We start from the raw sequence: 20520 nt of genomic DNA on the forward strand, positions 1-20520 counted from the left end.
AGTGTGTCGGTGGGTGCGGGCGGGTCGTCGCCGACCGGGCCGGGCTGGTCCCCTGCCGACGGTTCACCGCGCAGTGCCAGGCACCACAGGCGGGCGGCGAGGAAACGGGTCTGCCAGCTGTAGGCCAGGTCGGCGGCGCAGGCGGCCGCGGCGGCGGTGGCGGCGTGCGCGGCCTCGGCGAGCCGGCCGTCGCCGGTGAGGGTCTCGACCAGCTGCCAGGCGCTCCACCGGGCGGTCAGCAGGTCGCCGTCGGCGGCCGCCGCGGCGGCGGTGCCGGCGAGCCGGTGTTCCCAGCCGGGGGTGCGGTCGGCGGCGGCGACGGCGGCCAGCGCCGCGCGCAGGCCGACGTGGGTCGGCGTGGCGCCGTGGCGGGCGGTGACGGCGGCGGCACGGCGGGCCGCCGCCGTCGGGTCGACGGCGAGGTCGGCCAGCAGCAGCACCCGGTCGGCGGTCGCGGCGGGCGGCGACGTGGCGGCCGGGTGGTCGGTGACGCGGGCGGCCAGGGCGGCGGCGGTGGCGCGGGCGGCGGCGAGCTCCCCGGCCTGCAGCAGCGCTTCGGCGCGCAGGGCGGCGACCTCGTCGCTGACGTCGGAGTCGGCGGCGTCGAGCAGGGTCAGGGCGTGGCGGGGCCGGCCGGTGGTCAGGGCGGCCCGGGCCGCGTCGAGCCGCACGGTGGCGGTGGCGGCGGGCTGGTCGCAGGCGAACAGCAGCGCCTCGGCGCGGGCGCCGCCGGTGGTGGCGTCGGCGGCAGCGGTCACGGCCCGCTGGTAGGCGGCGTCGGTGTCGCCGGCGGCGGCGAGGTGCCGGGCGGCTTCCAGAGGGTCGGTGACCAGGTCGGCGAGGCGTCGGTGCAGGGCTCGGCGGCTGGCGGCGTCGAGCAGGCCGGCGGCCACGTCGGCCTGGTACGGCGACACCGGGGTGATCAGGCCGGTGGCGGCGGTGACCAGGCCGGCGTCGGTGAGTTCGGCGACGCCGTCGCCGAGAGCGGCGGCGGGTGCCGGCCGGCCGAGCAGGCCGAGGGCGGCCAGGGCGGTGCGGGCCGGCCGGGTGAGGTCGGCCAGGGCGGCGGCGACGGCGTAGGCGACCTGGTCGAGGTCGGTGGTGTCGGGTGGCGGCGGCGAGGTGCGGGCGGTGCGGTGGCGGGCCAGGGCGGTGGCGGCCAGCGGGTTGCCGCCGGCGCGTCGGGCCAGGTCGGTGACGGTCGCCGGGTCCAGGCCGGGGGCGGTACGGCGGATCAGGTCGGCGGTGGCCGTCGGGTCCAGCGCCGGGAGCGCCAGCCACAGGGCGTCGCCGTCGCGCAGCGGGTCGATGGCGGCGGCGGGCAGCGGGTGCGGGGTGCGCAGGGCGACGACGACCCGGCAGTGGCGGGCCACGGCGGGCAGGGCGGCGACGGTGACCGGGTCGGCCCACTGCAGGTCGTCGAGGACGAGCAGGCCGTGGCGTACCCGGGAGCGGACCGCCTCGGCGAGCAGCGCCACGTCGTGGGTGGGTAGCCGGACCCGCAGGGCGTGGCTGAGGGGGAACGCGGGGACGTGGCGCAGGGCGGTGAGAGCGCCGCCGGGGTGGACCGGGCCGGGCGACGCCGTGGCGACGCGGCGCAGCGTGGTGGTGCGGCCGCTGCCGGGCACGCCGGTGATGACGACGAGGCCGGGGCGGGTGAGCCGGGCGGCGGCGGCCGCCGCCACGTCGGTGGCGTGAGCGCCGTCGGCTGGTTGCCGCACCCGTCCTCCCCCGCTTTTCCGGCTCGTGGCCCTCCCCGGGCGAAGGTGGCACGAACATGGGATCCTGCGCCGGAGAGGATATTCGTACTGTGGATGTCGGTGGTGGGCGCACCACCGCGTGCCGTGCTGTCGGGAGGACGACCAGCGAGATGAGCGGGTACCACCGTTGGGCGTGGCGTCATTGTCGCCGACCCTGTGGGGCGGTGACCAATCCGTGGGTGCGGGGCCGTTGAGCAGCCGGGTCGCGGCGTTGTGTGACGAGGTGGGTCCCCGGGTGGGTGCGCCGACCGGTGGTGAGGTGGCGCGGGTCCGGCGGCGGTTGGACGAGCCGCTGCGGGTGGCGATCGCCGGGCGGCTCAAGGCGGGCAAGTCGACGCTGGTCAACGCGTTGATCGGGCGGCGGGTGGCGCCGACGGAGGTTGGTGAGTGCACCCGGGTGGTCACCCAGTTCCGGTACGGCACCGCCGACCGGGTGGACGTGGTGCGCCGCGACGGCGTACGGGTCAGTCTGCCGTTGGATCCGACGGGGATGATCCCGCAGCGGCTGGGGGTGCCGACGGCGCGGATCGCGTTCGTCGACGTCACCTTGACCAGTGACCATCTGCGGGAGTTGACGGTGATCGACACGCCGGGGCTGTCGTCGGCCAGCACCGGGGTCAGTGACGCGGCGCGCCGGTACCTGTTCGCCGGTGCCGGCGCGGACTCCCCAGACGCAGGTGAGGCGACGGCGCCGTTCGACGCCGGGATCGACGACGACTCCGTCGGGGCGGTCTCCGGCGCCGAGGCGATCGTGTACGTGTTCACCCAGTCGGTGCGTGACGACGACGTACGGGCGTTGGAGGCGTTCCGGGCGGTGTCGGCGCGGTTGTCGAGCAGCCCGATCAACTCGGTCGGGTTGTTCAACAAGGTCGACAAGTTGGTGGCCGGTGGTGCCGATCCGTGGCCGGTGGCGGCGCCGCTGGCCGCCGACCAGACGCGGGTGCTGCGTCGGATCGTGTCGGACGTGGTGCCGGCGGTCGGGTTGCTGGCGGAGACGACCGAGGCGGGCCGGTTGACGGCGGCCGACTGTGAGGCGTTGCGGACGTTGGCGCAGGTGCCGGCGGCGCAGTGGACGGTGCTGACCGCGTCGGTGGACCTGTTCGTGTCCCGGGACTGCCCGGTGCCGCGGGCGCAGCGGGAACGGCTGCTGGCGCTGCTGGACCTGTACGGGATCGGGTTCGCGGTGGCGCAGCTGCGGGCGGCGCCGCAGTTGGCGTCCGGGGACCTGGTGCGGGCGTTGTACGCGGCGTCGGGGTTTCCGCGGCTGCGGCACACCGTGGACGAGGCGTTCCGGTGGCGCACCGACGCGATCAAGGCCGGGTGGGCGTTGTCGACGCTGGAGAAGGTGGCCAGCCACACGGCGCATCCCGGTGACCGGGAGACGCTGCGCGACGCGATCGAGCGGCTGCTGCACCAGCCGGAGTACCACCGGCTGCGGCTGCTGGAGGTGGCGCAGCAGGTGACCACGGGCAGTGTGGAGCTGCCGGAGGCGATGGAGCAGGAGTTGACCCGGTTGGCGTTGTCGGCGGATCCGCGCTGGGTGCTGGAACTGCCGGCGGCGTCGGTGGAGCAGTTGGCGGCGGCGGCGGTGGAGGCGGCCACCCGGTGGCGGGTGTTCGCCGTCGCCGGGGCGTCACCGGCGCAGTCACGGGTGGCGTTGGTGGCCCACCGGGGGTTCCATCTGCTGTCGCAGCAGGTACGGGCGGTGCGCCGGTGAGCGGCGGGGCCGGGTCGGCGGCGTTGGGCACGTTGCTGACCGGGGCGGTCGACACGTGCCTGGGGTTCGTGCGTGGCCTGGACCCGGACGCGGCGGCGGAGATCGACGCCCAGCGGCGCCGGGAGGTGACCCGGCCGTCGGTGGTGGTCGTCGGGGAAACGAAACGTGGCAAGAGTTCCCTGGTGAACGCGTTGATCGGGGTGACCGGGTTGTCGCCGGTGGACGCGGCGGTGGCGACGTCGGCGTACCTGGAGTTCGACCACGGGCCGGTGACGGCGGCGCGGGCGTTCGTGCCGGGTGAGGCCGAGGCGGTGGACGTGCCGGTGGACCGGCTGCGGGACTGGGCCACGGTGTCGGGGGTGCTGCCGCAGGGGGCGCGTCCGCCGAGGCGGATCGCGGTGACCTGCCCGGCGCCGCTGCTGCGGTACGTGTCGCTGGTGGACACCCCGGGCGCGGGTGGGCTGGACCCGGCGCACACCGAGATCGCGTTGGACGCGGTGTCGCGGGCGGCGGCGCTGCTGTTCGTGGTGGACGCCTCGACCCCGTTCACCCGGCCCGAGCTGGATTTCCTGATCGAGGCGAGCAAGCGGGTCAACGTGGTGGTGTTCGCGTTGACGAAGACCGACGCTTACCCGGGTTGGCGCACGATCCTGGCCGACAACCGGGCCCAGCTGCAGGCGCACGCGCCCCGGTTCGCGGCCGCCGCGTGGTTCCCGGTGTCGGCGCGGCTGGCCGAGTTGGCGTTGACCCTGCCGGCGGCCGACGCCGGTGAACTGGTCGACGCCTCCCAGGTGGCGCCGCTGCAGCATGCGCTGATCGAGCTCGCCGGCAACGGTCACCTGTTGGCGCAGGCGAACGTGCTGCGGACGATCCGCAGCGAGCTGGTGCGGCTGGACCTGACGGTCGGGCAGCAGGTCGCCGCGTGTGACCCGGACCCGGGTGAGGTGCAGCGGGCGAAGCAGGAACGGGCCGGGTTGGCGGCCCGGAAACGGACCGAGTCGCGGCAGTGGTCGTTGGCGTTGAACACCGAGACGCAGCGGGCCCGGGTGGAGGCCACCGGTCGGCTGCGGACGGCGGTCGGTGGGCTGCAGGAGCAGTTCCTGGCCCGGATCGACGCGGCCCGGGGTGAGGCGTTGAAGCAGTTGCCGGCCGAGCTGGACCGGGCGTTGCACGCGGTGTCACTGCGGTTCTCCCACGAGTTGCAGGCCCGGTTCCGGACGGTCGCCGAACGGACCCTGGCGCAGGTGTTCCCGCCGGCCGAGTTGCAGTTCGTGGTGGGTCGGATCAACGCCACGTTGCGGCACACGTTGGCGAGCCGGCCGCGACGTGACGGCGGCGGCGCCGACAACGTGATGGTCGCGTTGTCGGCCGGTGGGATGGCGTTCATGGCCGGGCGGGGCGTCGCGGCGGGCGCGTCGGCGTTGGGCGCCGGCGCGGTGGTCGGCGGTGGGCTGCTGGTGCCGGTCGCCGGTCTCGGGCTGGGGTTGGCCGCCGGGGCGTTCATCCTGTACCGGCGGCGGGTCGCCACCGACCGGCAGCAGGCCCGGATGTGGCTGCGGGAGGTGCTCGGTGAGGCGCGGGCGGCGTTGACCGACGAGTTGGCGCAGCGGTTCACCGACCTGCAGTACGCGTTGACGGTGGCGTTGGACGACGCGATCGAGCGGCGGCTGGCCGAGTTGGACGCGCACATCGCCGAGATCGACGCGGCGGCGGCGCGGGACAAGGCGCAGCGGACGCGGCGGCGGTCGGCGTTGCAGGCCCGGCGGGACACGATCCGGGCCCGGGTGAAGCAGGTCGACGAGGTGCTGGCCCGGGCCCGGGTGTTGGCGCCGACGGCCCCGGCGGCGGAGGCGGTGGCACGGTGAACAGCGACTTCGGCGACTGGCCCGGTGACGACTTCCCGGGTGACGACGCCGACACCGCCGACCTGGGTGGTGGTGGCGACGGGTTGCCGCAGGAAGGGTTCGGCCCCGCCGACGCGGTGTCGGGGTTCGGCCCCGCCGACGACGTGCCGCTCGGCGACGACAGCGACGATGTCGACGACGGTCGTGGCGGTGACGGCGGCGGGGCTGCGGGTGCGTTGAGTTACGGCGGCGACCTGTCCGGGCCGGACCCCGACGACGCCGACACGATGCCGGCGGAGGCGGGTTTCGGCGCCGCGCCGGCGGCCGAGTCCGGGTTCGGCCCGGCCGACCCGCCGCCCGGTGCCGACCCGGACGCCCCGGCCGGTGTCGACGAGTGGTCGGCGGCGGCGTTCCCGCCGCCGCTGGACCCGTCCGGGGTGCCGACCCCGGTCGACGGCTGGCCGTGGGCGGATCCCGATCTGATCGGCGGCGGGTCCGTCGGCGACGCCACAGGTCCGGGCGGTGAACCGGTCGGCCCGGCAGACGTGGCCGGCTACGCCGGCCGCACCGACGACGACGGCGGTACGCGGCAGTGGGCGACGCTGATCGCCTCCGACGATCCGGCGACCAGCACGCTGGCCCGGTTCTGGTCCGACGGCTGACCTCGGGCGGCTGTCCGACGCGATCCGCGCGGCGGCGATCCCGTGACCTGCGGTGCCGGTTTCAGCCGGCCGACGCCGCCGGTGGACGCGGCACGGCGCAGGCGGCGGTGCCGCCTGGCAGCCGGTGCCGGTTCGCGGCGACCCAGCGGTACACCGGCCAGGCCAGGGCGGTCACCGGACGCAGACCGAGAACGGCGCCGGCGGCCCGCCACAGCGGGTTGCTGGTACGCAGCAGCGCGGCGATCGCCACCGGCCCGGCACCGGCCGCGCCGGTGGTGCCGGCGGGCACCCACTGCACGGCCGTCGTGCCCTGCTCCCGGGTGAGCCCGAGCGCCGGCAGGTCGGCCCACTGCCACGGTACGAGGGTCGCCTTGTGTGGCACCCGCCGTTCGATGAACCGTACGCACATAGTGCAGAACGCGCAGTCGCCGTCGTAGACGAACGTGCCTTCGGGTTCTCCGGTGCCGGTCACGTGGTGATTGTCCCGCGTCGGCGGCGGCCGGTGCCACCGGTTGTGTCGGATCACCCACCACCGGCGGCGGGGCGACGCCGCAGCCGGCCGCGCCGAATCCCCGCGACGGGCCCACGCGATCTCGCGGTCAGTGCCCCGCGCCGCACCGCGCTACGGGGACGTGCGTAGTCTGGTCCGGACTCGAGTCGGGACCGCTGCGTTCGGGGGCACAGTGCGGAGCCAGCTGGCGCGTCGGGGCACCATCAGTCGACGCGACGTCGCGGTGATCGCGGTGTGGGCGTTCGTGATCGCCGCCGCCGCAGGCCAGGTGGCGGGCGCGTTTCTCCGACCACCAGGCGAGCGTCTCACCGACCTCAACGTCTACTGGGGCGCCGTTCGCCTCATGTTGCGCGGCGGAGACCTGTACGGGTTCTCCGGCCATGACGGAGCTCCGTTCACGTATCCGCCGTTTGCGGGACTGCTGTTCGTCAGCATCGCCGTCTTCCCGGAAGTCATCATCCAGGTCCTGTGGACGGCAGTCACGCTGATCGCTGTCGTCTTCGCGGGATGTCTGCTTCGTGATGCGGTCGTCGGCCGCACGGGCACGCTGCCCGCCCTACCCGTCGTCTGCCTCCTGCTATTTCTGTCCGCACCGGTTTCCAGTAACATCCGCTTCGGTCAGATCAGCTTCTTCCTGGGCGTACTGGTTCTGATTGACTGCCTGGACACCGTCCCGGCCCGCTACCGGGGAGTCGCGACCGGGGTCGCCAAGGCCATCAAGCTCACACCCGCTATTTTCATCGCCTACTGGTGCGTCTCCGGCCAATGGCGGAAGGCGATCACCGCAAGTGCAGCGTTTCTGGCATCGACTGCCTTGGCGTGGCTGATTCTGCCCGCCGAGTCGATTCGTTTCTGGTTCACCGAGATCTGGAGTGTCGACCGGATTGGGAACATCGTCACCACCGGAAATCAGTCGCTCAACGCGGTGCTGCTGAGATTCGACGTAGCCGACGACGCCCGTACCCTGGCGGTCGGCGGGCTCGGCCTCCTGGTAGTCGGCATCGCCTTCTATTGTGCGGTACGCGCATCCCGACGTGGATGGAACCTGGCGGCTGCGGTCATTGTCGGCGCGGCGGGTCTCGTTGTTTCCCCGGTGTCGTGGACGCACCACCAGATCTGGTTGGTCTTCGCGGCGCTGTGCGTCGTGTCCGCTCACCGGAGATACAACATCGCGTGGTCGGTGTCGGTGGCCTTCCTGATGATTGCCCCGGTCACCTCGGTCGGTGGCGATCTGCTCGGCGACGCCGTCGCCGGCAACCTCCGTTTCGGGCTGGCTGTCGCTGTGGCCTGTTTCGTTCCGCTGCAGGATGCGCGACGCCCCACAGGCACCGGGGAGCGGACCGCACCGCGGCAGCCGGGCGCGGTCACCGCCGCGCTGGACCGGACCGCACCGTGACCTCCCGGTCCTGGACCCTGCCCTGCTCAGACCAGCAGCAGCGCCACGAGGACCACGCCGGCGACGCCGACCAGGGCGGCCAGGACGGTCACCAGGACGGGGCCGTGTTCGTCGTACCAGGGACGGGCCGGTGCCGCCGACGCAGCCGGCACCGGGTATGACGCTGGCAGCGGCGACTGGTACGGCACCGGCGCGACGGCAGGTGACCTCGGCGCCGGCGGTGGCGCGGGTGAGCCGGTGGGCGCGGTCCGGGCGGCGCCGCCGGTGCGCAGTACGCCGTCGGCGACGACGGTCTCCGGTTGCTCCAACGTGGTCGGCGCCACCCCCAGTTGGGTGTGGATCAGCCGCGCTGCCAGCGGAATCCGGCTGGAACCGCCGACGAGGAACACGCCGACCAGGTCGGCGGGGGTCAGGCCGGCGGCGGCGACGGTGCGCGCCAGGCAGTCCACGGTCCGGGAAAGGTGGCCGTGGATCAGTGACTCCAGCTCGTCGCGGGTGAGGTGGGCGGCGACGTCCAGCGCCGGCAGGTGCACGTCGGCGCTGGCGGTGCGCGACAGGGTGTCCCTGACGCAGCTCGCCCGGTTCGCGGATCGGCCGTGAGCCAGGGCCTGCCGCTGGCCGCTGGGCGGTCCGCCGGCCGGGTCACAGGCCGCCGGCGACCCGGATCACCGTCCCCGTGGTGTAGGACGCCTCGTCGCCCAGCAGCCAGGCGACGGCACCGGCGATCTCCTGCGGCTGCCCGGCCCGGCGCAGCGGCACCATCGGCGCGACCCGGTCCGGTCGGTTCGGCTCACCGGACAGGGTGTGGATGTCGGTGTGCACGGTGCCGGGAGCGACGCCGTTGACCCGGATGCCCCGGGGGCCGAGCTCCTTGGCCAGACCGACGGTGAGGGCGTCGGTGGCGGCCTTGACGGCGGCGTAGTGGACGTACTCGCCGGGGCTGCCGAGGGTGGCGGCGGCGGACGAGACGTTGACGATGGCGCCGCCGGCGCCCATCCGGCGGGCGGCCTGCTGGGCGCAGAGGACGTACCCGATGAGGTTGACGTCCACGACCCGGCGCAGGTCGTCGACGGTGAGGTCGACGAAGGGTCCGATCCGGCTGGTGACGCCGGCGTTGTTGACCAGGCCGGTGAGCGCGCCGAGGTCGGCGGCGGCGTCGAACAGCGCGGCGACCCCCGCCGGATCGGTGGTGTCGACGGCGACCGTGACCGCCCGGCGGCCCGCCGCCTGCACGTCGTCGCGGACCGCGTGGGCGGCGGCGGCGTCGCGCCGGTAGCCGATGACGAGGTCGTGTCCGGCGGCGGCGAGGCGGCGTACGGTGGCCGCGCCGATCCCCCGGCTGCCGCCGGTGACCACGGTGACCGGTGCCATGGTGTCCCCTCTCCCCTGCGGTGTGTCGTCGGCGGTGACGTTACCGCCGACGTCGCGGGGCAATAGGACAGGTATGGCGGGTAGGCGTGCGGTGGTGCTGGGCAGCGGCGGGGTGACCGGGGTGGCCTGGCAGATCGGGGTGTTGGCCGGGTTGGCGCGGGCCGGGGTGGAGTTGGGCGTGGCGGATCTGGTGGTCGGTACCTCGGCGGGCGCGGTGGTGGGTGCGCAGCTGCGCTCGGGGGCGGATCTGGATCAGCTGTACGCGGGGCAGCTGGTGGCCGGTGAGCCGTCGACGGACCGGATGGGTCCGGGTGCGGTGTCGTGTCTGCTGTGGGCGGCGGTGTGCAGCGGGGACGGGCGGCGGGCGCGGGCGCGGATCGGCCGGTACGCGGCGGCCTTCGCGGCGGGGTCGGCGGTGTCGCGGCGGCCGGTGTTCGAGGAGGCGTTGCCGGTGTGGTCGTGGCCGGAGCGGCCGTTGTGGGTGACGGCGGTGGACGCCGAGACGGGTGAGCTGGTGGTGTTCGACGGGTCACGGCCGGGGGTGGACCTGGTCGACGCGGTGTCGGCGAGTTGCGCGGTGCCGGGGGTGTGGCCGCCGGTGGTGGTCGGTGGGCGGCGGTTGATCGACGGTGGGATGCGGTCGGCGGCGAACGCGGATCTGGCGGCGGGGTACGCGTCGGTGGTGGTGTTGGCGCCGATCACGTGGGGGTTGGGCTGGTTGGCGCCGGTGGCGCGGCAGGTGGCGGGGTTGTCGGGGCAGGTGGTGGTGGTGTCGCCGGACCGGGCGGCGAGGCGGGTGATCGGGCGGCGGTTGCTGGATCCGGCGCGGCGGCCGGGTGCGGCGCGGGCGGGGTGGCGGCAGGGGTCGGCGGCGGCCGGCCAGGTGGGTCGGGTGTGGTCGGGTGGTGCCGCGTCGGGGTGAGCGGGGGTGGTGGGGTGCGGTCGGCGGTGTCGGCGGCGGCTGGTAGGAAGGCAGCACTCAAACAGGTGTACGGACGGAAAGGGTGCTGATGGTTGCCGCGGGCGCTGGTGCGGGTGGGTTGTCGGACGAGGAGTTGGGGGTGATCCGGGAGGCGGTGGCTGCTGGGCGTAAGCCGAAGGTGATGTTCACCGAGTCGGCGGGGCAGATCGCCGGGCAGGTGGGTCAGGTGGTGGGCCTGGCGGATCCGGCGGTGTCCGACGAGTGGGTGGTGGTGCGGTTCGGTCGTGACGAGTTGCCGTTCTCCCCCGGTGATCTGGTGGTGGCGCCGCGGGGTGCGGGTGCGCGGCGGCCGGCGGCGGAGCCGGTGGTCGACCCGGTGCCGGTGGTGCCGGAGCCGGAGTTCAAGTTGGGTGAGCCGCCGGTGGTGGTGCCGGCGCGGCGGGAGCAGGTGGAGGAGTCGACGGTGGACGAGGGTGCGCAGCGCCCGGCGCGTCGGGCGGCGAAGGCGGTGAAGCCGAAGGCGCCGGCCGGGTTGACGGTGACGTTGGCGTATGCCGACGGTGAGTGGACGGTGGCGGCGGCGCAGGGCGCGAAGGCGTTGGCGAAGCCGTACGTGATCCGGCCGGCGGAGGCGTTGAAGATGGTGGCGTTGGTGGATGTGCCGGGGGTGCATGAGGCGGTGGAGCAGATCCTGGCGTCGGAGCGGGCCGAGGCGCAGCGGCAGGCGGAGAAGTTGCGGGCGGAGTTGGCGGAGGTGGAGGCGCGGTTGGCGGAGTTGCCGGAGGTGGGTTGACGTCGGGCCTGTGGGTGGTGCCCCCGGTGGTTGGTCGCGCCGGGGGCACCGTCGTGTGCGGGTCGGTGGCTGGTGGAGTCAGTGGCTGGGTTGGTCGGTGACGTGGACGCGGTGGCGGAACACCCAGTAGGTCCAGCCCTGGTAGAGCAGGACGACGGGGGTGAGTGCGGCGGCGACCCAGGTCATGATCGTCAGGGTGTAGGTGGTGGAGGCGGCGTTGGTGGTGGTCAGGGTGCCGGCGGGGTCGCCGGTGGAGGGTAGGACGGTCGGGAACAGGGCGGTGAACAGGGCGGCGACGGCGAGGCCGATGGCGGTGGCGGTGCCGGTGAAGGCCCAGCCTTCGCGGCGTACCTGGTTGGCGGCCAGGCCGGCGACGAGGGCGAGGGCGGCGGTGACGGCGAGGACGACGGCGGTGGGGTTGGCGCGGATGGTGAGGGTCCAGGTGAGGAATCCGACGGCGAGCGCGGCAGCGGTCAGGCCGGTCCAGGTGGCGACGCGGCGGGCGCGGTGGCGCAGGTCGCCGGTGGTCTTGAGGGCGAGGAAGACGGCGCCGTGGGTGACGAACAGGGCGGTGGTGGTGGCGCCGCCGAGCAGGGCGTAGGGGTTGAGCAGGGTGAGCAGGGTGCCGGTGTATTCGTGGTCGGCGTCCAGGGGTACGCCGCGCACGATGTTGGCGAAGGCGACGCCCCAGAGTGCGGCGGGTAGCAGTGAGCCGATGAAGATGGCGTTGTCCCAGCGGCGGCGCCAGTGGGGTTCGTCTCGTTTGTCGCGGTATTCGAAGGCGACGCCGCGCAGGATGAGGGCGATGAGGATGAGCAGTAGCGGTAGGTAGAAGCCGGAGAACAGGGTGGCGTACCACTCGGGGAAGGCGGCGAACATGGCGCCGCCGGCGGTGATGAGCCAGACCTCGTTGCCGTCCCAGACGGGGCCGATGGTGGTGATGGCGGCGCGTCGTTCGGGTTCGGTGCGGCCGATGAGGCGGGCGAGGATGCCGACGCCGAAGTCGAAGCCTTCGAGGATGAAGTATCCGGTGAAGAGTACGGCGATGAGCCCAAACCAGACGGTGGTGAGTTCCACGAGGGGTCTCCGGGGTGGTCAGTGGGTGGCGGCGAGGGGCCGGTCGAGGGTGGTGTCGTCGTCGGTGTCGTCCGGTGGGGGTGGGTCGGTGAGGTCGGGCAGTCCGTTTCGGGCGTAGCGGATGAGGAGCTTGACCTCGATGACGGCGAGGGTGGCGTAGATGAGGGTGAAGGCGGTGAAAGAGGTGAGGACTTCGGTGAGGGAGACGCTGCGGCTGACGCCGTCGCGGGTGAGCATTTCGCCGAAGACGATCCAGGGTTGGCGGCCCATTTCGGTGAAGATCCAGCCGAAGGTGTTGGCCAGTAGTGGTAGGACGGGCAGGGTGAGGCCGGCGCGCAGCAGCCAGCGTCCGGTGGGGGTGCGGCCGCGGCGGGTGGTCCACAGGGCCCAGAGGGCGATGGCGGCGGTGGCGAGGCCGAATCCGATCATGAAGCGGAAGCTCCAGTAGGTGACGGGGATGATCGGGGTGTAGTTGCCGGGGCCGTACTGGGCGGCGTACTGGGCCTGCAGGTCGTTGATGCCCTGGACCTGGCCGGTGGGGTCGCCGGTGGACAGCCAGGACAGCAGGTACGGGATCTTGAGGGCCCAGATTTCGCGGCTGCCGTCGAGGGTGCCGACGGTGACGACGGAGAAGGAGGCGGGGCTTTCGGTGGTGTAGAGGCCTTCGGCGGCGGCCATCTTCATGGGCTGGACCTGGGTCATGATCTTGCCTTGGATGTCGCCGGTGATGATGACGGCAGCGGTGGCGGCCAGGGTGGTCCAGGCGCCGATCTTGGTGGCGGTGCGGAAGGCGGGGGTGTCGGGGCCGTCGGGGTGGCGGATGAGGTGCCAGAGGGCGACGGCCAGGACGAGGGCGCCGGCGACCATGAAGCAGCCGGCGAGGGTGTGCGGGAAGGTGATGAGGGTGACCTTGTTGGTGAGTACGGCGATGAAGTCGGTGAGTTCGGCGCGGCCGGTGTCCGGGTTGATGCGGTAGCCGACGGGGTTCTGCATCCAGGAGTTGGCGGCGAGGATGAACCAGGCGCTGATGATGCTGCCGAACGAGGCGAGCCAGATGGTGGCCAGGTGCAGGGCTTTGGGGAGCCGGTTCCAGCCGAAGATCCACAGTCCGAGGAAGGTGGATTCGAGGAAGAAGGCGAGCAGGGCTTCGATGGCCAGGGGTACGCCGAAGATGTCGCCGACGAACCGGGAGTAGTCGCTCCAGTTCATGCCGAACTGGAATTCCTGGACGATGCCGGTGACGATGCCCATGGCGAAGTTGATGAGGAACAGTTTTCCGTAGAACTTGGTGAGTTTGAGGTAGCGGTCGTCGCCGGTGCGGTGCCAGGCGGTCTGCAGGATGGCGACGAGCAGGCTGAGGCCGATGGTGAGTGGGACGAACAGGAAGTGGTAGACGGTGGTGACACCGAACTGCCAGCGGGCTATGTCGAGCGCGTCCACGGCTCCCCCATCTAGTTACTACAAGGCGTAGTACATACTACGGCCTGTCGTGGAACGGGCCAGGGGCGGTGGTCCCGACGGGAGAGGGCCGTCGGTCCCGACCCTCGCGGGACGGTCGGCACGGGGCGCCCGTGGCGGGCCGGACTGTGCGACGATCGACCGCTGATGGACACCCCCACTCCCCCTGCCCCGACGCCCTGGCGGCCGCCGCCGCTGTGGCGGCTGCTGCAGGTCGCCGCCCGGATCGTCGTCGGGCTGCTCGCCCGGCTGCGGGTCACCGGCGACGTACCGGACGCGCTGCGGCACGGACCGCTGATCCTGGCCGCCAACCACATCAGCCCGTTCGACCCGGTCGCGCTCGCCGCCGCCTGCCGCGTGCGGCGGGTCGCCCCCCGGGTGCTCGCCACCGGCGGGCTGTTCCGGGCCCCGGTGGTCGGCCCGGTGATGCGCCGCGCCGGGCACATCCGGGTCGACCGGCGCACCGACACCGTCGCCCAGGCGCTCGACGCCGCCGTGGCGGCCGTCGCTGGCGGCGCGGTGGTCCTGGTCTACCCGGAAGGGCGCATCGGTCTCGACCCGTGGATGTGGCCCGAACGCGGCCGCACGGGTACCGCGCGGCTCGCGCTGGCCAGCGGCGCGGTGGTGGTGCCGGTGGCCCAGTGGGGGGCCCACGAGGTGCTGCCGTGGGCGGCACCCCGCGGCCTGGGCCGCGCGGTGCTACGGGCGGTGCTGCGCCGCCCGGTGGTCCGGGTCCACTTCGGCGCCCCGGTGGACCTGTCCGGGGTCGACCCGGCGCGGCCGGGCGCCGCGCAACGCGCGACCCAACGGATCATCGACGCCCTCACCGACGAGTTGGCGGCGTTGCGCCCGGACGAGCCGCAGGCACCCCGGCACGTCGACGTGACCCGACCGGTCGACGTGAGTCGGCGACACCGCCGGGGCCGGGTCGACGCGGCGGACGACGCCCCGGCCGCCGGCCAGGCACCGGACGGCGGCTGACGGCGCCGTACCCGGTGCCGGTTCAGCGGGAGCGTTGCCGCAGGTAGGCCAGGACGGCCTCGCGGGTGGTGCGGACCCCGAACGCCGCGCGGGCCTGCGCGATGCGGCGGTTCGCGGTCCGCAACGACAGGAACTCGGCGGCGGCGGCCGCGGCGATCGTCTCGCCGTTGGCGAGCCGGTCGAGCAGGGCCCGCTGCTCCGGCACCAGGACGGAGTCGACCGGTGACGCCGGCGGGCCGACGTCACCGTGGCGCAGCACCGGGCCGAGCCGGCCGAGGTCGTCGACCAGGGCCCGACCGACGTCGCCGCCCGGGTCGACCACCGCGACGACGGCGGCACCCCGGGCGGCGGCCAGCGCCACCAGGGCCACGGTGTCGGCGTCGGTGACCCGGCCGTGCAGGGCCAGTCGGGCGGCGGTCAGGTCCCAGGCGGCCTCGGTCAACGCGAAGCCTTCCCGGACGGTCCAGCCGTCGCGGGCGAGCCGCCGCAGAACGGCGTTCGCCTCGGTGGAGCTGGACAGGACGTAGCGCGGCGGTGCGCTCATCGGTCGGTCTCCATGGCCAGGGCGGCTGCTTCGGTGCGGGTGCGGGCACCGAGTTTACGCATCCCGGCCCGGACGTGGGTTTCCACGGTTTCGGTGGAGATGCCGAGTTGGCCGGCGATGCGGCGGGTCGGCTCGCCCTGGGCGACCAGCCGCAGCACGTCACGTTCCCGGCCGGTGAGCAGCTCACCGTCGCGGGTGCCCCGGTCGTCGCGGCGTACCGCGTGCCGGCGCAGCGCACGTCGGCAGCGGCCCAGCAGTACGACCAGGCCGGCGCGCGCGGCGATGCGTTCCGCGGCGAGCAGGGCGGGCACCGCGCGGTGCGGGTCGGCTTCGTGCAGGCCCTGGGCGAGCAGGCAGCGGACCTGTTCGCGAACGCTGACGTCGGGCCAGGTGGCGGCGGCGGCGCCGAACCGGCGCGGGTCGGCCGTCGACCAGGCGGCCAGCGTCGCCGCTACCGGTGCCGGCAGCGTCGGTGGTGTCCCGGCGGCCGGCGGCGGTGTCACCGTGGGGGTGTCGTGGGCGGCCCAGTGGGCGGTGATCCGCCGCAGTCCGTCGACCAGCGGTGACGCGCTCGGCGCAGCGGCGGCACCGGTGGTCGGGTCGGTGCCGGCAGGCGCGGCGGCTCTGTCGGGTTGACCGTCGAGCCAGGCCGCTTCCCGGGCGACCCAGTCCAGCAGGCCCGGCGGCGGCGCGGTCGCGGTGGTGGCGGCGGCGAGCCGGGCCCGGGCGGCCGCGAGCAGTCCGCCGTCGGCTTCGAGCAGGCCCGCCGTGGCGGTGGCGTAGCGGTGGGCGGTGGCGGGCAGGGTGCGGTCGGTGAGGTCGGCGGCGGCGCGCAGCAGCGCGTCGGTGGCGGTGGGCAGTGTGTCGGTGGGTGCGGGCGGGTCGTCGCCGACCGGGCCGGGCTGGTCCCCTGCCGACGGTTCACCGCGCAGTGCCAGGCACCACAGGCGGGCGGCGAGGAAACGGGTCTGCCAGCTGTAGGCCAGGTCGGCGGCGCAGGCGGCCGCGGCGGCGGTGGCGGCGTGCGCGGCCTCGGCGAGCCGGCCGTCGCCGGTGAGGGTCTCGACCAGCTGCCAGGCGCTCCACCGGGCGGTCAGCAGGTCGCCGTCGGCGGCCGCCGCGGCGGCGGTGCCGGCGAGCCGGTGTTCCCAGCCGGGGGTGCGGTCGGCGGCGGCGACGGCGGCCAGCGCCGCGCGCAGGCCGACGTGGGTCGGCGTGGCGCCGTGGCGGGCGGTGACGGCGGCGGCACGGCGGGCCGCCGCCGTCGGGTCGACGGCGAGGTCGGCCAGCAGCAGCACCCGGTCGGCGGTCGCGGCGGGCGGCGACGTGGCGGCCGGGTGGTCGGTGACGCGGGCGGCCAGGGCGGCGGCGGTGGCGCGGGCGGCGGCGAGCTCCCCGGCCTGCAGCAGCGCTTCGGCGCGCAGGGCGGCGACCTCGTCGCTGACGTCGGAGTCGGCGGCGTCGAGCAGGGTCAGGGCGTGGCGGGGCCGGCCGGTGGTCAGGGCGGCCCGGGCCGCGTCGAGCCGCACGGTGGCGGTGGCGGCGGGCTGGTCGCAGGCGAACAGCAGCGCCTCGGCGCGGGCGCCGCCGGTGGTGGCGTCGGCGGCAGCGGTCACGGCCCGCTGGTAGGCGGCGTCGGTGTCGCCGGCGGCGGCGAGGTGCCGGGCGGCTTCCAGAGGGTCGGTGACCAGGTCGGCGAGGCGTCGGTGCAGGGCTCGGCGGCTGGCGGCGTCGAGCAGGCCGGCGGCCACGTCGGCCTGGTACGGCGACACCGGGGTGATCAGGCCGGTGGCGGCGGTGACCAGGCCGGCGTCGGTGAGTTCGGCGACGCCGTCGCCGAGAGCGGCGGCGGGTGCCGGCCGGCCGAGCAGGCCGAGGGCGGCCAGGGCGGTGCGGGCCGGCCGGGTGAGGTCGGCCAGGGCGGCGGCGACGGCGTAGGCGACCTGGTCGAGGTCGGTGGTGTCGGGTGGCGGCGGCGAGGTGCGGGCGGTGCGGTGGCGGGCCAGGGCGGTGGCGGCCAGCGGGTTGCCGCCGGCGCGTCGGGCCAGGTCGGTGACGGTCGCCGGGTCCAGGCCGGGGGCGGTACGGCGGATCAGGTCGGCGGTGGCCGTCGGGTCCAGCGCCGGGAGCGCCAGCCACAGGGCGTCGCCGTCGCGCAGCGGGTCGATGGCGGCGGCGGGCAGCGGGTGCGGGGTGCGCAGGGCGACGACGACCCGGCAGTGGCGGGCCACGGCGGGCAGGGCGGCGACGGTGACCGGGTCGGCCCACTGCAGGTCGTCGAGGACGAGCAGGCCGTGGCGTACCCGGGAGCGGACCGCCTCGGCGAGCAGCGCCACGTCGTGGGTGGGTAGCCGGACCCGCAGGGCGTGGCTGAGGGGGAACGCGGGGACGTGGCGCAGGGCGGTGAGAGCGCCGCCGGGGTGGACCGGGCCGGGCGACGCCGTGGCGACGCGGCGCAGCGTGGTGGTGCGGCCGCTGCCGGGCACGCCGGTGATGACGACGAGGCCGGGGCGGGTGAGCCGGGCGGCGGCGGCCGCCGCCACGTCGGTGGCGTGAGCGCCGTCGGCTGGTTGCCGCACCCGTCCTCCCCCGCTTTTCCGGCTCGTGGCCCTCCCCGGGCGAAGGTGGCACGAACATGGGATCCTGCGCCGGAGAGGATATTCGTACTGTGGATGTCGGTGGTGGGCGCACCACCGCGTGCCGTGCTGTCGGGAGGACGACCAGCGAGATGAGCGGGTACCACCGTTGGGCGTGGCGTCATTGTCGCCGACCCTGTGGGGCGGTGACCAATCCGTGGGTGCGGGGCCGTTGAGCAGCCGGGTCGCGGCGTTGTGTGACGAGGTGGGTCCCCGGGTGGGTGCGCCGACCGGTGGTGAGGTGGCGCGGGTCCGGCGGCGGTTGGACGAGCCGCTGCGGGTGGCGATCGCCGGGCGGCTCAAGGCGGGCAAGTCGACGCTGGTCAACGCGTTGATCGGGCGGCGGGTGGCGCCGACGGAGGTTGGTGAGTGCACCCGGGTGGTCACCCAGTTCCGGTACGGCACCGCCGACCGGGTGGACGTGGTGCGCCGCGACGGCGTACGGGTCAGTCTGCCGTTGGATCCGACGGGGATGATCCCGCAGCGGCTGGGGGTGCCGACGGCGCGGATCGCGTTCGTCGACGTCACCTTGACCAGTGACCATCTGCGGGAGTTGACGGTGATCGACACGCCGGGGCTGTCGTCGGCCAGCACCGGGGTCAGTGACGCGGCGCGCCGGTACCTGTTCGCCGGTGCCGGCGCGGACTCCCCAGACGCAGGTGAGGCGACGGCGCCGTTCGACGCCGGGATCGACGACGACTCCGTCGGGGCGGTCTCCGGCGCCGAGGCGATCGTGTACGTGTTCACCCAGTCGGTGCGTGACGACGACGTACGGGCGTTGGAGGCGTTCCGGGCGGTGTCGGCGCGGTTGTCGAGCAGCCCGATCAACTCGGTCGGGTTGTTCAACAAGGTCGACAAGTTGGTGGCCGGTGGTGCCGATCCGTGGCCGGTGGCGGCGCCGCTGGCCGCCGACCAGACGCGGGTGCTGCGTCGGATCGTGTCGGACGTGGTGCCGGCGGTCGGGTTGCTGGCGGAGACGACCGAGGCGGGCCGGTTGACGGCGGCCGACTGTGAGGCGTTGCGGACGTTGGCGCAGGTGCCGGCGGCGCAGTGGACGGTGCTGACCGCGTCGGTGGACCTGTTCGTGTCCCGGGACTGCCCGGTGCCGCGGGCGCAGCGGGAACGGCTGCTGGCGCTGCTGGACCTGTACGGGATCGGGTTCGCGGTGGCGCAGCTGCGGGCGGCGCCGCAGTTGGCGTCCGGGGACCTGGTGCGGGCGTTGTACGCGGCGTCGGGGTTTCCGCGGCTGCGGCACACCGTGGACGAGGCGTTCCGGTGGCGCACCGACGCGATCAAGGCCGGGTGGGCGTTGTCGACGCTGGAGAAGGTGGCCAGCCACACGGCGCATCCCGGTGACCGGGAGACGCTGCGCGACGCGATCGAGCGGCTGCTGCACCAGCCGGAGTACCACCGGCTGCGGCTGCTGGAGGTGGCGCAGCAGGTGACCACGGGCAGTGTGGAGCTGCCGGAGGCGATGGAGCAGGAGTTGACCCGGTTGGCGTTGTCGGCGGATCCGCGCTGGGTGCTGGAACTGCCGGCGGCGTCGGTGGAGCAGTTGGCGGCGGCGGCGGTGGAGGCGGCCACCCGGTGGCGGGTGTTCGCCGTCGCCGGGGCGTCACCGGCGCAGTCACGGGTGGCGTTGGTGGCCCACCGGGGGTTCCATCTGCTGTCGCAGCAGGTACGGGCGGTGCGCCGGTGAGCGGCGGGGCCGGGTCGGCGGCGTTGGGCACGTTGCTGACCGGGGCGGTCGACACGTGCCTGGGGTTCGTGCGTGGCCTGGACCCGGACGCGGCGGCGGAGATCGACGCCCAGCGGCGCCGGGAGGTGACCCGGCCGTCGGTGGTGGTCGTCGGGGAAACGAAACGTGGCAAGAGTTCCCTGGTGAACGCGTTGATCGGGGTGACCGGGTTGTCGCCGGTGGACGCGGCGGTGGCGACGTCGGCGTACCTGGAGTTCGACCACGGGCCGGTGACGGCGGCGCGGGCGTTCGTGCCGGGTGAGGCCGAGGCGGTGGACGTGCCGGTGGACCGGCTGCGGGACTGGGCCACGGTGTCGGGGGTGCTGCCGCAGGGGGCGCGTCCGCCGAGGCGGATCGCGGTGACCTGCCCGGCGCCGCTGCTGCGGTACGTGTCGCTGGTGGACACCCCGGGCGCGGGTGGGCTGGACCCGGCGCACACCGAGATCGCGTTGGACGCGGTGTCGCGGGCGGCGGCGCTGCTGTTCGTGGTGGACGCCTCGACCCCGTTCACCCGGCCCGAGCTGGATTTCCTGATCGAGGCGAGCAAGCGGGTCAACGTGGTGGTGTTCGCGTTGACGAAGACCGACGCTTACCCGGGTTGGCGCACGATCCTGGCCGACAACCGGGCCCAGCTGCAGGCGCACGCGCCCCGGTTCGCGGCCGCCGCGTGGTTCCCGGTGTCGGCGCGGCTGGCCGAGTTGGCGTTGACCCTGCCGGCGGCCGACGCCGGTGAACTGGTCGACGCCTCCCAGGTGGCGCCGCTGCAGCATGCGCTGATCGAGCTCGCCGGCAACGGTCACCTGTTGGCGCAGGCGAACGTGCTGCGGACGATCCGCAGCGAGCTGGTGCGGCTGGACCTGACGGTCGGGCAGCAGGTCGCCGCGTGTGACCCGGACCCGGGTGAGGTGCAGCGGGCGAAGCAGGAACGGGCCGGGTTGGCGGCCCGGAAACGGACCGAGTCGCGGCAGTGGTCGTTGGCGTTGAACACCGAGACGCAGCGGGCCCGGGTGGAGGCCACCGGTCGGCTGCGGACGGCGGTCGGTGGGCTGCAGGAGCAGTTCCTGGCCCGGATCGACGCGGCCCGGGGTGAGGCGTTGAAGCAGTTGCCGG

The 20520-nt window shown here is 74.5% G+C and carries 16 protein-coding genes and 1 pseudogene; 9 read left to right on the top strand and 8 right to left on the bottom strand.

What is annotated here, in order from left to right:
* Positions 1-1721 (bottom strand): annotated as a pseudogene (locus tag ACN28F_RS00125) (LuxR family transcriptional regulator); the annotation flags it as partial.
* 229 nt (positions 1722-1950) lie between these two features.
* Between ACN28F_RS00125 and ACN28F_RS00130 the strand changes: the two are divergent.
* Genes ACN28F_RS00130 through ACN28F_RS00140 form a run of 3 tightly spaced genes read left to right on the top strand, consistent with a single transcriptional unit; the run spans position 1951 to position 5983 of the window.
* Positions 1951-3477 carry a dynamin family protein gene (locus tag ACN28F_RS00130; protein ID WP_289206192.1) on the top strand — a complete coding sequence of 509 codons (1527 nt, stop codon included), beginning with the start codon at positions 1951-1953 and terminating at the stop codon, positions 3475-3477.
* Positions 3474-5342 (top strand): dynamin family protein, encoded by a 1869-nt coding sequence (locus tag ACN28F_RS00135; RefSeq protein ID WP_421356772.1) that lies wholly within the window; start codon positions 3474-3476, stop codon positions 5340-5342. The genes ACN28F_RS00130 and ACN28F_RS00135 overlap by 4 nt, the downstream gene beginning before the upstream one ends.
* Positions 5339-5983, top strand: coding sequence for a hypothetical protein (locus tag ACN28F_RS00140; RefSeq protein WP_421356773.1), 645 nt, complete (start codon positions 5339-5341; stop codon positions 5981-5983). The genes ACN28F_RS00135 and ACN28F_RS00140 overlap by 4 nt, the downstream gene beginning before the upstream one ends.
* Before the next feature lie 61 nt (positions 5984-6044).
* Here the strand turns inward: ACN28F_RS00140 and ACN28F_RS00145 are convergent, their stop codons facing one another.
* A complete protein-coding gene (locus ACN28F_RS00145; RefSeq protein ID WP_421356774.1) occupies positions 6045-6455 on the bottom strand; it encodes a thiol-disulfide oxidoreductase DCC family protein in 411 nt (136 codons plus the stop codon).
* A gap of 211 nt (positions 6456-6666) precedes the next feature.
* On the opposite strand from ACN28F_RS00145, the gene ACN28F_RS00150 reads away from it, so the two are divergent.
* Positions 6667-7890 (top strand): glycosyltransferase 87 family protein, encoded by a 1224-nt coding sequence (locus ACN28F_RS00150; protein WP_421356775.1) that lies wholly within the window; start codon positions 6667-6669, stop codon positions 7888-7890.
* Positions 7891-7916: 26 nt separating this feature from the next.
* Here the strand turns inward: ACN28F_RS00150 and ACN28F_RS00155 are convergent, their stop codons facing one another.
* Both ACN28F_RS00155 and ACN28F_RS00160 read right to left on the bottom strand, forming a co-directional pair.
* Entirely contained in the window at positions 7917-8495 is a 579-nt protein-coding gene (locus ACN28F_RS00155) for an Hsp70 family protein (protein ID WP_421356778.1), read from the bottom strand.
* Between the two features lie 37 nt (positions 8496-8532).
* Entirely contained in the window at positions 8533-9261 is a 729-nt protein-coding gene (locus ACN28F_RS00160) for an SDR family NAD(P)-dependent oxidoreductase (protein ID WP_421356776.1), read from the bottom strand.
* A 73-nt stretch (positions 9262-9334) separates the two neighbouring features.
* On the opposite strand from ACN28F_RS00160, the gene ACN28F_RS00165 reads away from it, so the two are divergent.
* Both ACN28F_RS00165 and ACN28F_RS00170 read left to right on the top strand, forming a co-directional pair.
* Entirely contained in the window at positions 9335-10183 is an 849-nt protein-coding gene (locus ACN28F_RS00165) for a patatin-like phospholipase family protein (RefSeq protein WP_421356763.1), read from the top strand.
* An 88-nt stretch (positions 10184-10271) separates the two neighbouring features.
* A complete protein-coding gene (locus ACN28F_RS00170) occupies positions 10272-10976 on the top strand; it encodes a hypothetical protein (protein WP_289210961.1) in 705 nt (234 codons plus the stop codon).
* A 78-nt stretch (positions 10977-11054) separates the two neighbouring features.
* Here the strand turns inward: ACN28F_RS00170 and cydB are convergent, their stop codons facing one another.
* Positions 11055-12053: a cytochrome d ubiquinol oxidase subunit II gene (gene cydB / locus ACN28F_RS00175; RefSeq protein ID WP_289206187.1), complete on the bottom strand. Its 999-nt coding sequence runs from the start codon at positions 12051-12053 to the stop codon at positions 11055-11057.
* Positions 12054-12071: 18 nt separating this feature from the next.
* Positions 12072-13493, bottom strand: a complete 1422-nt coding sequence (locus tag ACN28F_RS00180; protein WP_421356762.1) for a cytochrome ubiquinol oxidase subunit I — start codon at positions 13491-13493, stop codon at positions 12072-12074.
* Between the two features lie 165 nt (positions 13494-13658).
* Here ACN28F_RS00180 and ACN28F_RS00185 point away from each other — a divergent pair, with 165 nt between their 5' ends.
* Positions 13659-14492 carry a lysophospholipid acyltransferase family protein gene (locus tag ACN28F_RS00185; protein WP_289206189.1) on the top strand — a complete coding sequence of 278 codons (834 nt, stop codon included), beginning with the start codon at positions 13659-13661 and terminating at the stop codon, positions 14490-14492.
* Positions 14493-14514: 22 nt separating this feature from the next.
* On the opposite strand, the gene ACN28F_RS00190 is transcribed toward ACN28F_RS00185, so the two are convergent.
* Together ACN28F_RS00190 and ACN28F_RS00195 are read right to left on the bottom strand one after the other, a co-directional pair.
* A complete protein-coding gene (locus tag ACN28F_RS00190; protein ID WP_289206190.1) occupies positions 14515-15036 on the bottom strand; it encodes a LuxR family transcriptional regulator in 522 nt (173 codons plus the stop codon).
* Positions 15033-17615: a LuxR C-terminal-related transcriptional regulator gene (locus tag ACN28F_RS00195; protein WP_421356761.1), complete on the bottom strand. Its 2583-nt coding sequence runs from the start codon at positions 17613-17615 to the stop codon at positions 15033-15035. Before ACN28F_RS00195 ends, ACN28F_RS00190 begins: the two co-directional genes overlap by 4 nt.
* Positions 17616-17844: 229 nt before the next feature.
* On the opposite strand from ACN28F_RS00195, the gene ACN28F_RS00200 reads away from it, so the two are divergent.
* Entirely contained in the window at positions 17845-19371 is a 1527-nt protein-coding gene (locus ACN28F_RS00200; protein ID WP_289206192.1) for a dynamin family protein, read from the top strand.
* Positions 19368-20520: dynamin family protein (locus ACN28F_RS00205; RefSeq protein WP_421356777.1), on the top strand; the 1153-nt coding region annotated here is incomplete at its 3' end. The genes ACN28F_RS00200 and ACN28F_RS00205, both read left to right, overlap by 4 nt.

Origin of the sequence: Solwaraspora sp. WMMA2101, from assembly GCF_049179175.1 — a bacterium.
GTDB lineage: Bacteria > Actinomycetota > Actinomycetes > Mycobacteriales > Micromonosporaceae > Micromonospora_E.

What these genes read in the sequence shown, in the direction of transcription:
- ACN28F_RS00160 (WP_421356776.1), bottom strand. Translation starts at nt 9,261, where the DNA reads ATGGCACCGGTCACCGTGGTCACCGGCGGCAGCCGGGGGATCGGCGCG.
- ACN28F_RS00165 (WP_421356763.1), top strand. Translation starts at nt 9,335, where the DNA reads ATGGCGGGTAGGCGTGCGGTGGTGCTGGGCAGCGGCGGGGTGACCGGG.
- ACN28F_RS00190 (WP_289206190.1), bottom strand. Translation starts at nt 15,036, where the DNA reads ATGAGCGCACCGCCGCGCTACGTCCTGTCCAGCTCCACCGAGGCGAAC.
- ACN28F_RS00185 (WP_289206189.1), top strand. Translation starts at nt 13,659, where the DNA reads ATGGACACCCCCACTCCCCCTGCCCCGACGCCCTGGCGGCCGCCGCCG.
- ACN28F_RS00170 (WP_289210961.1), top strand. Translation starts at nt 10,272, where the DNA reads ATGGTTGCCGCGGGCGCTGGTGCGGGTGGGTTGTCGGACGAGGAGTTG.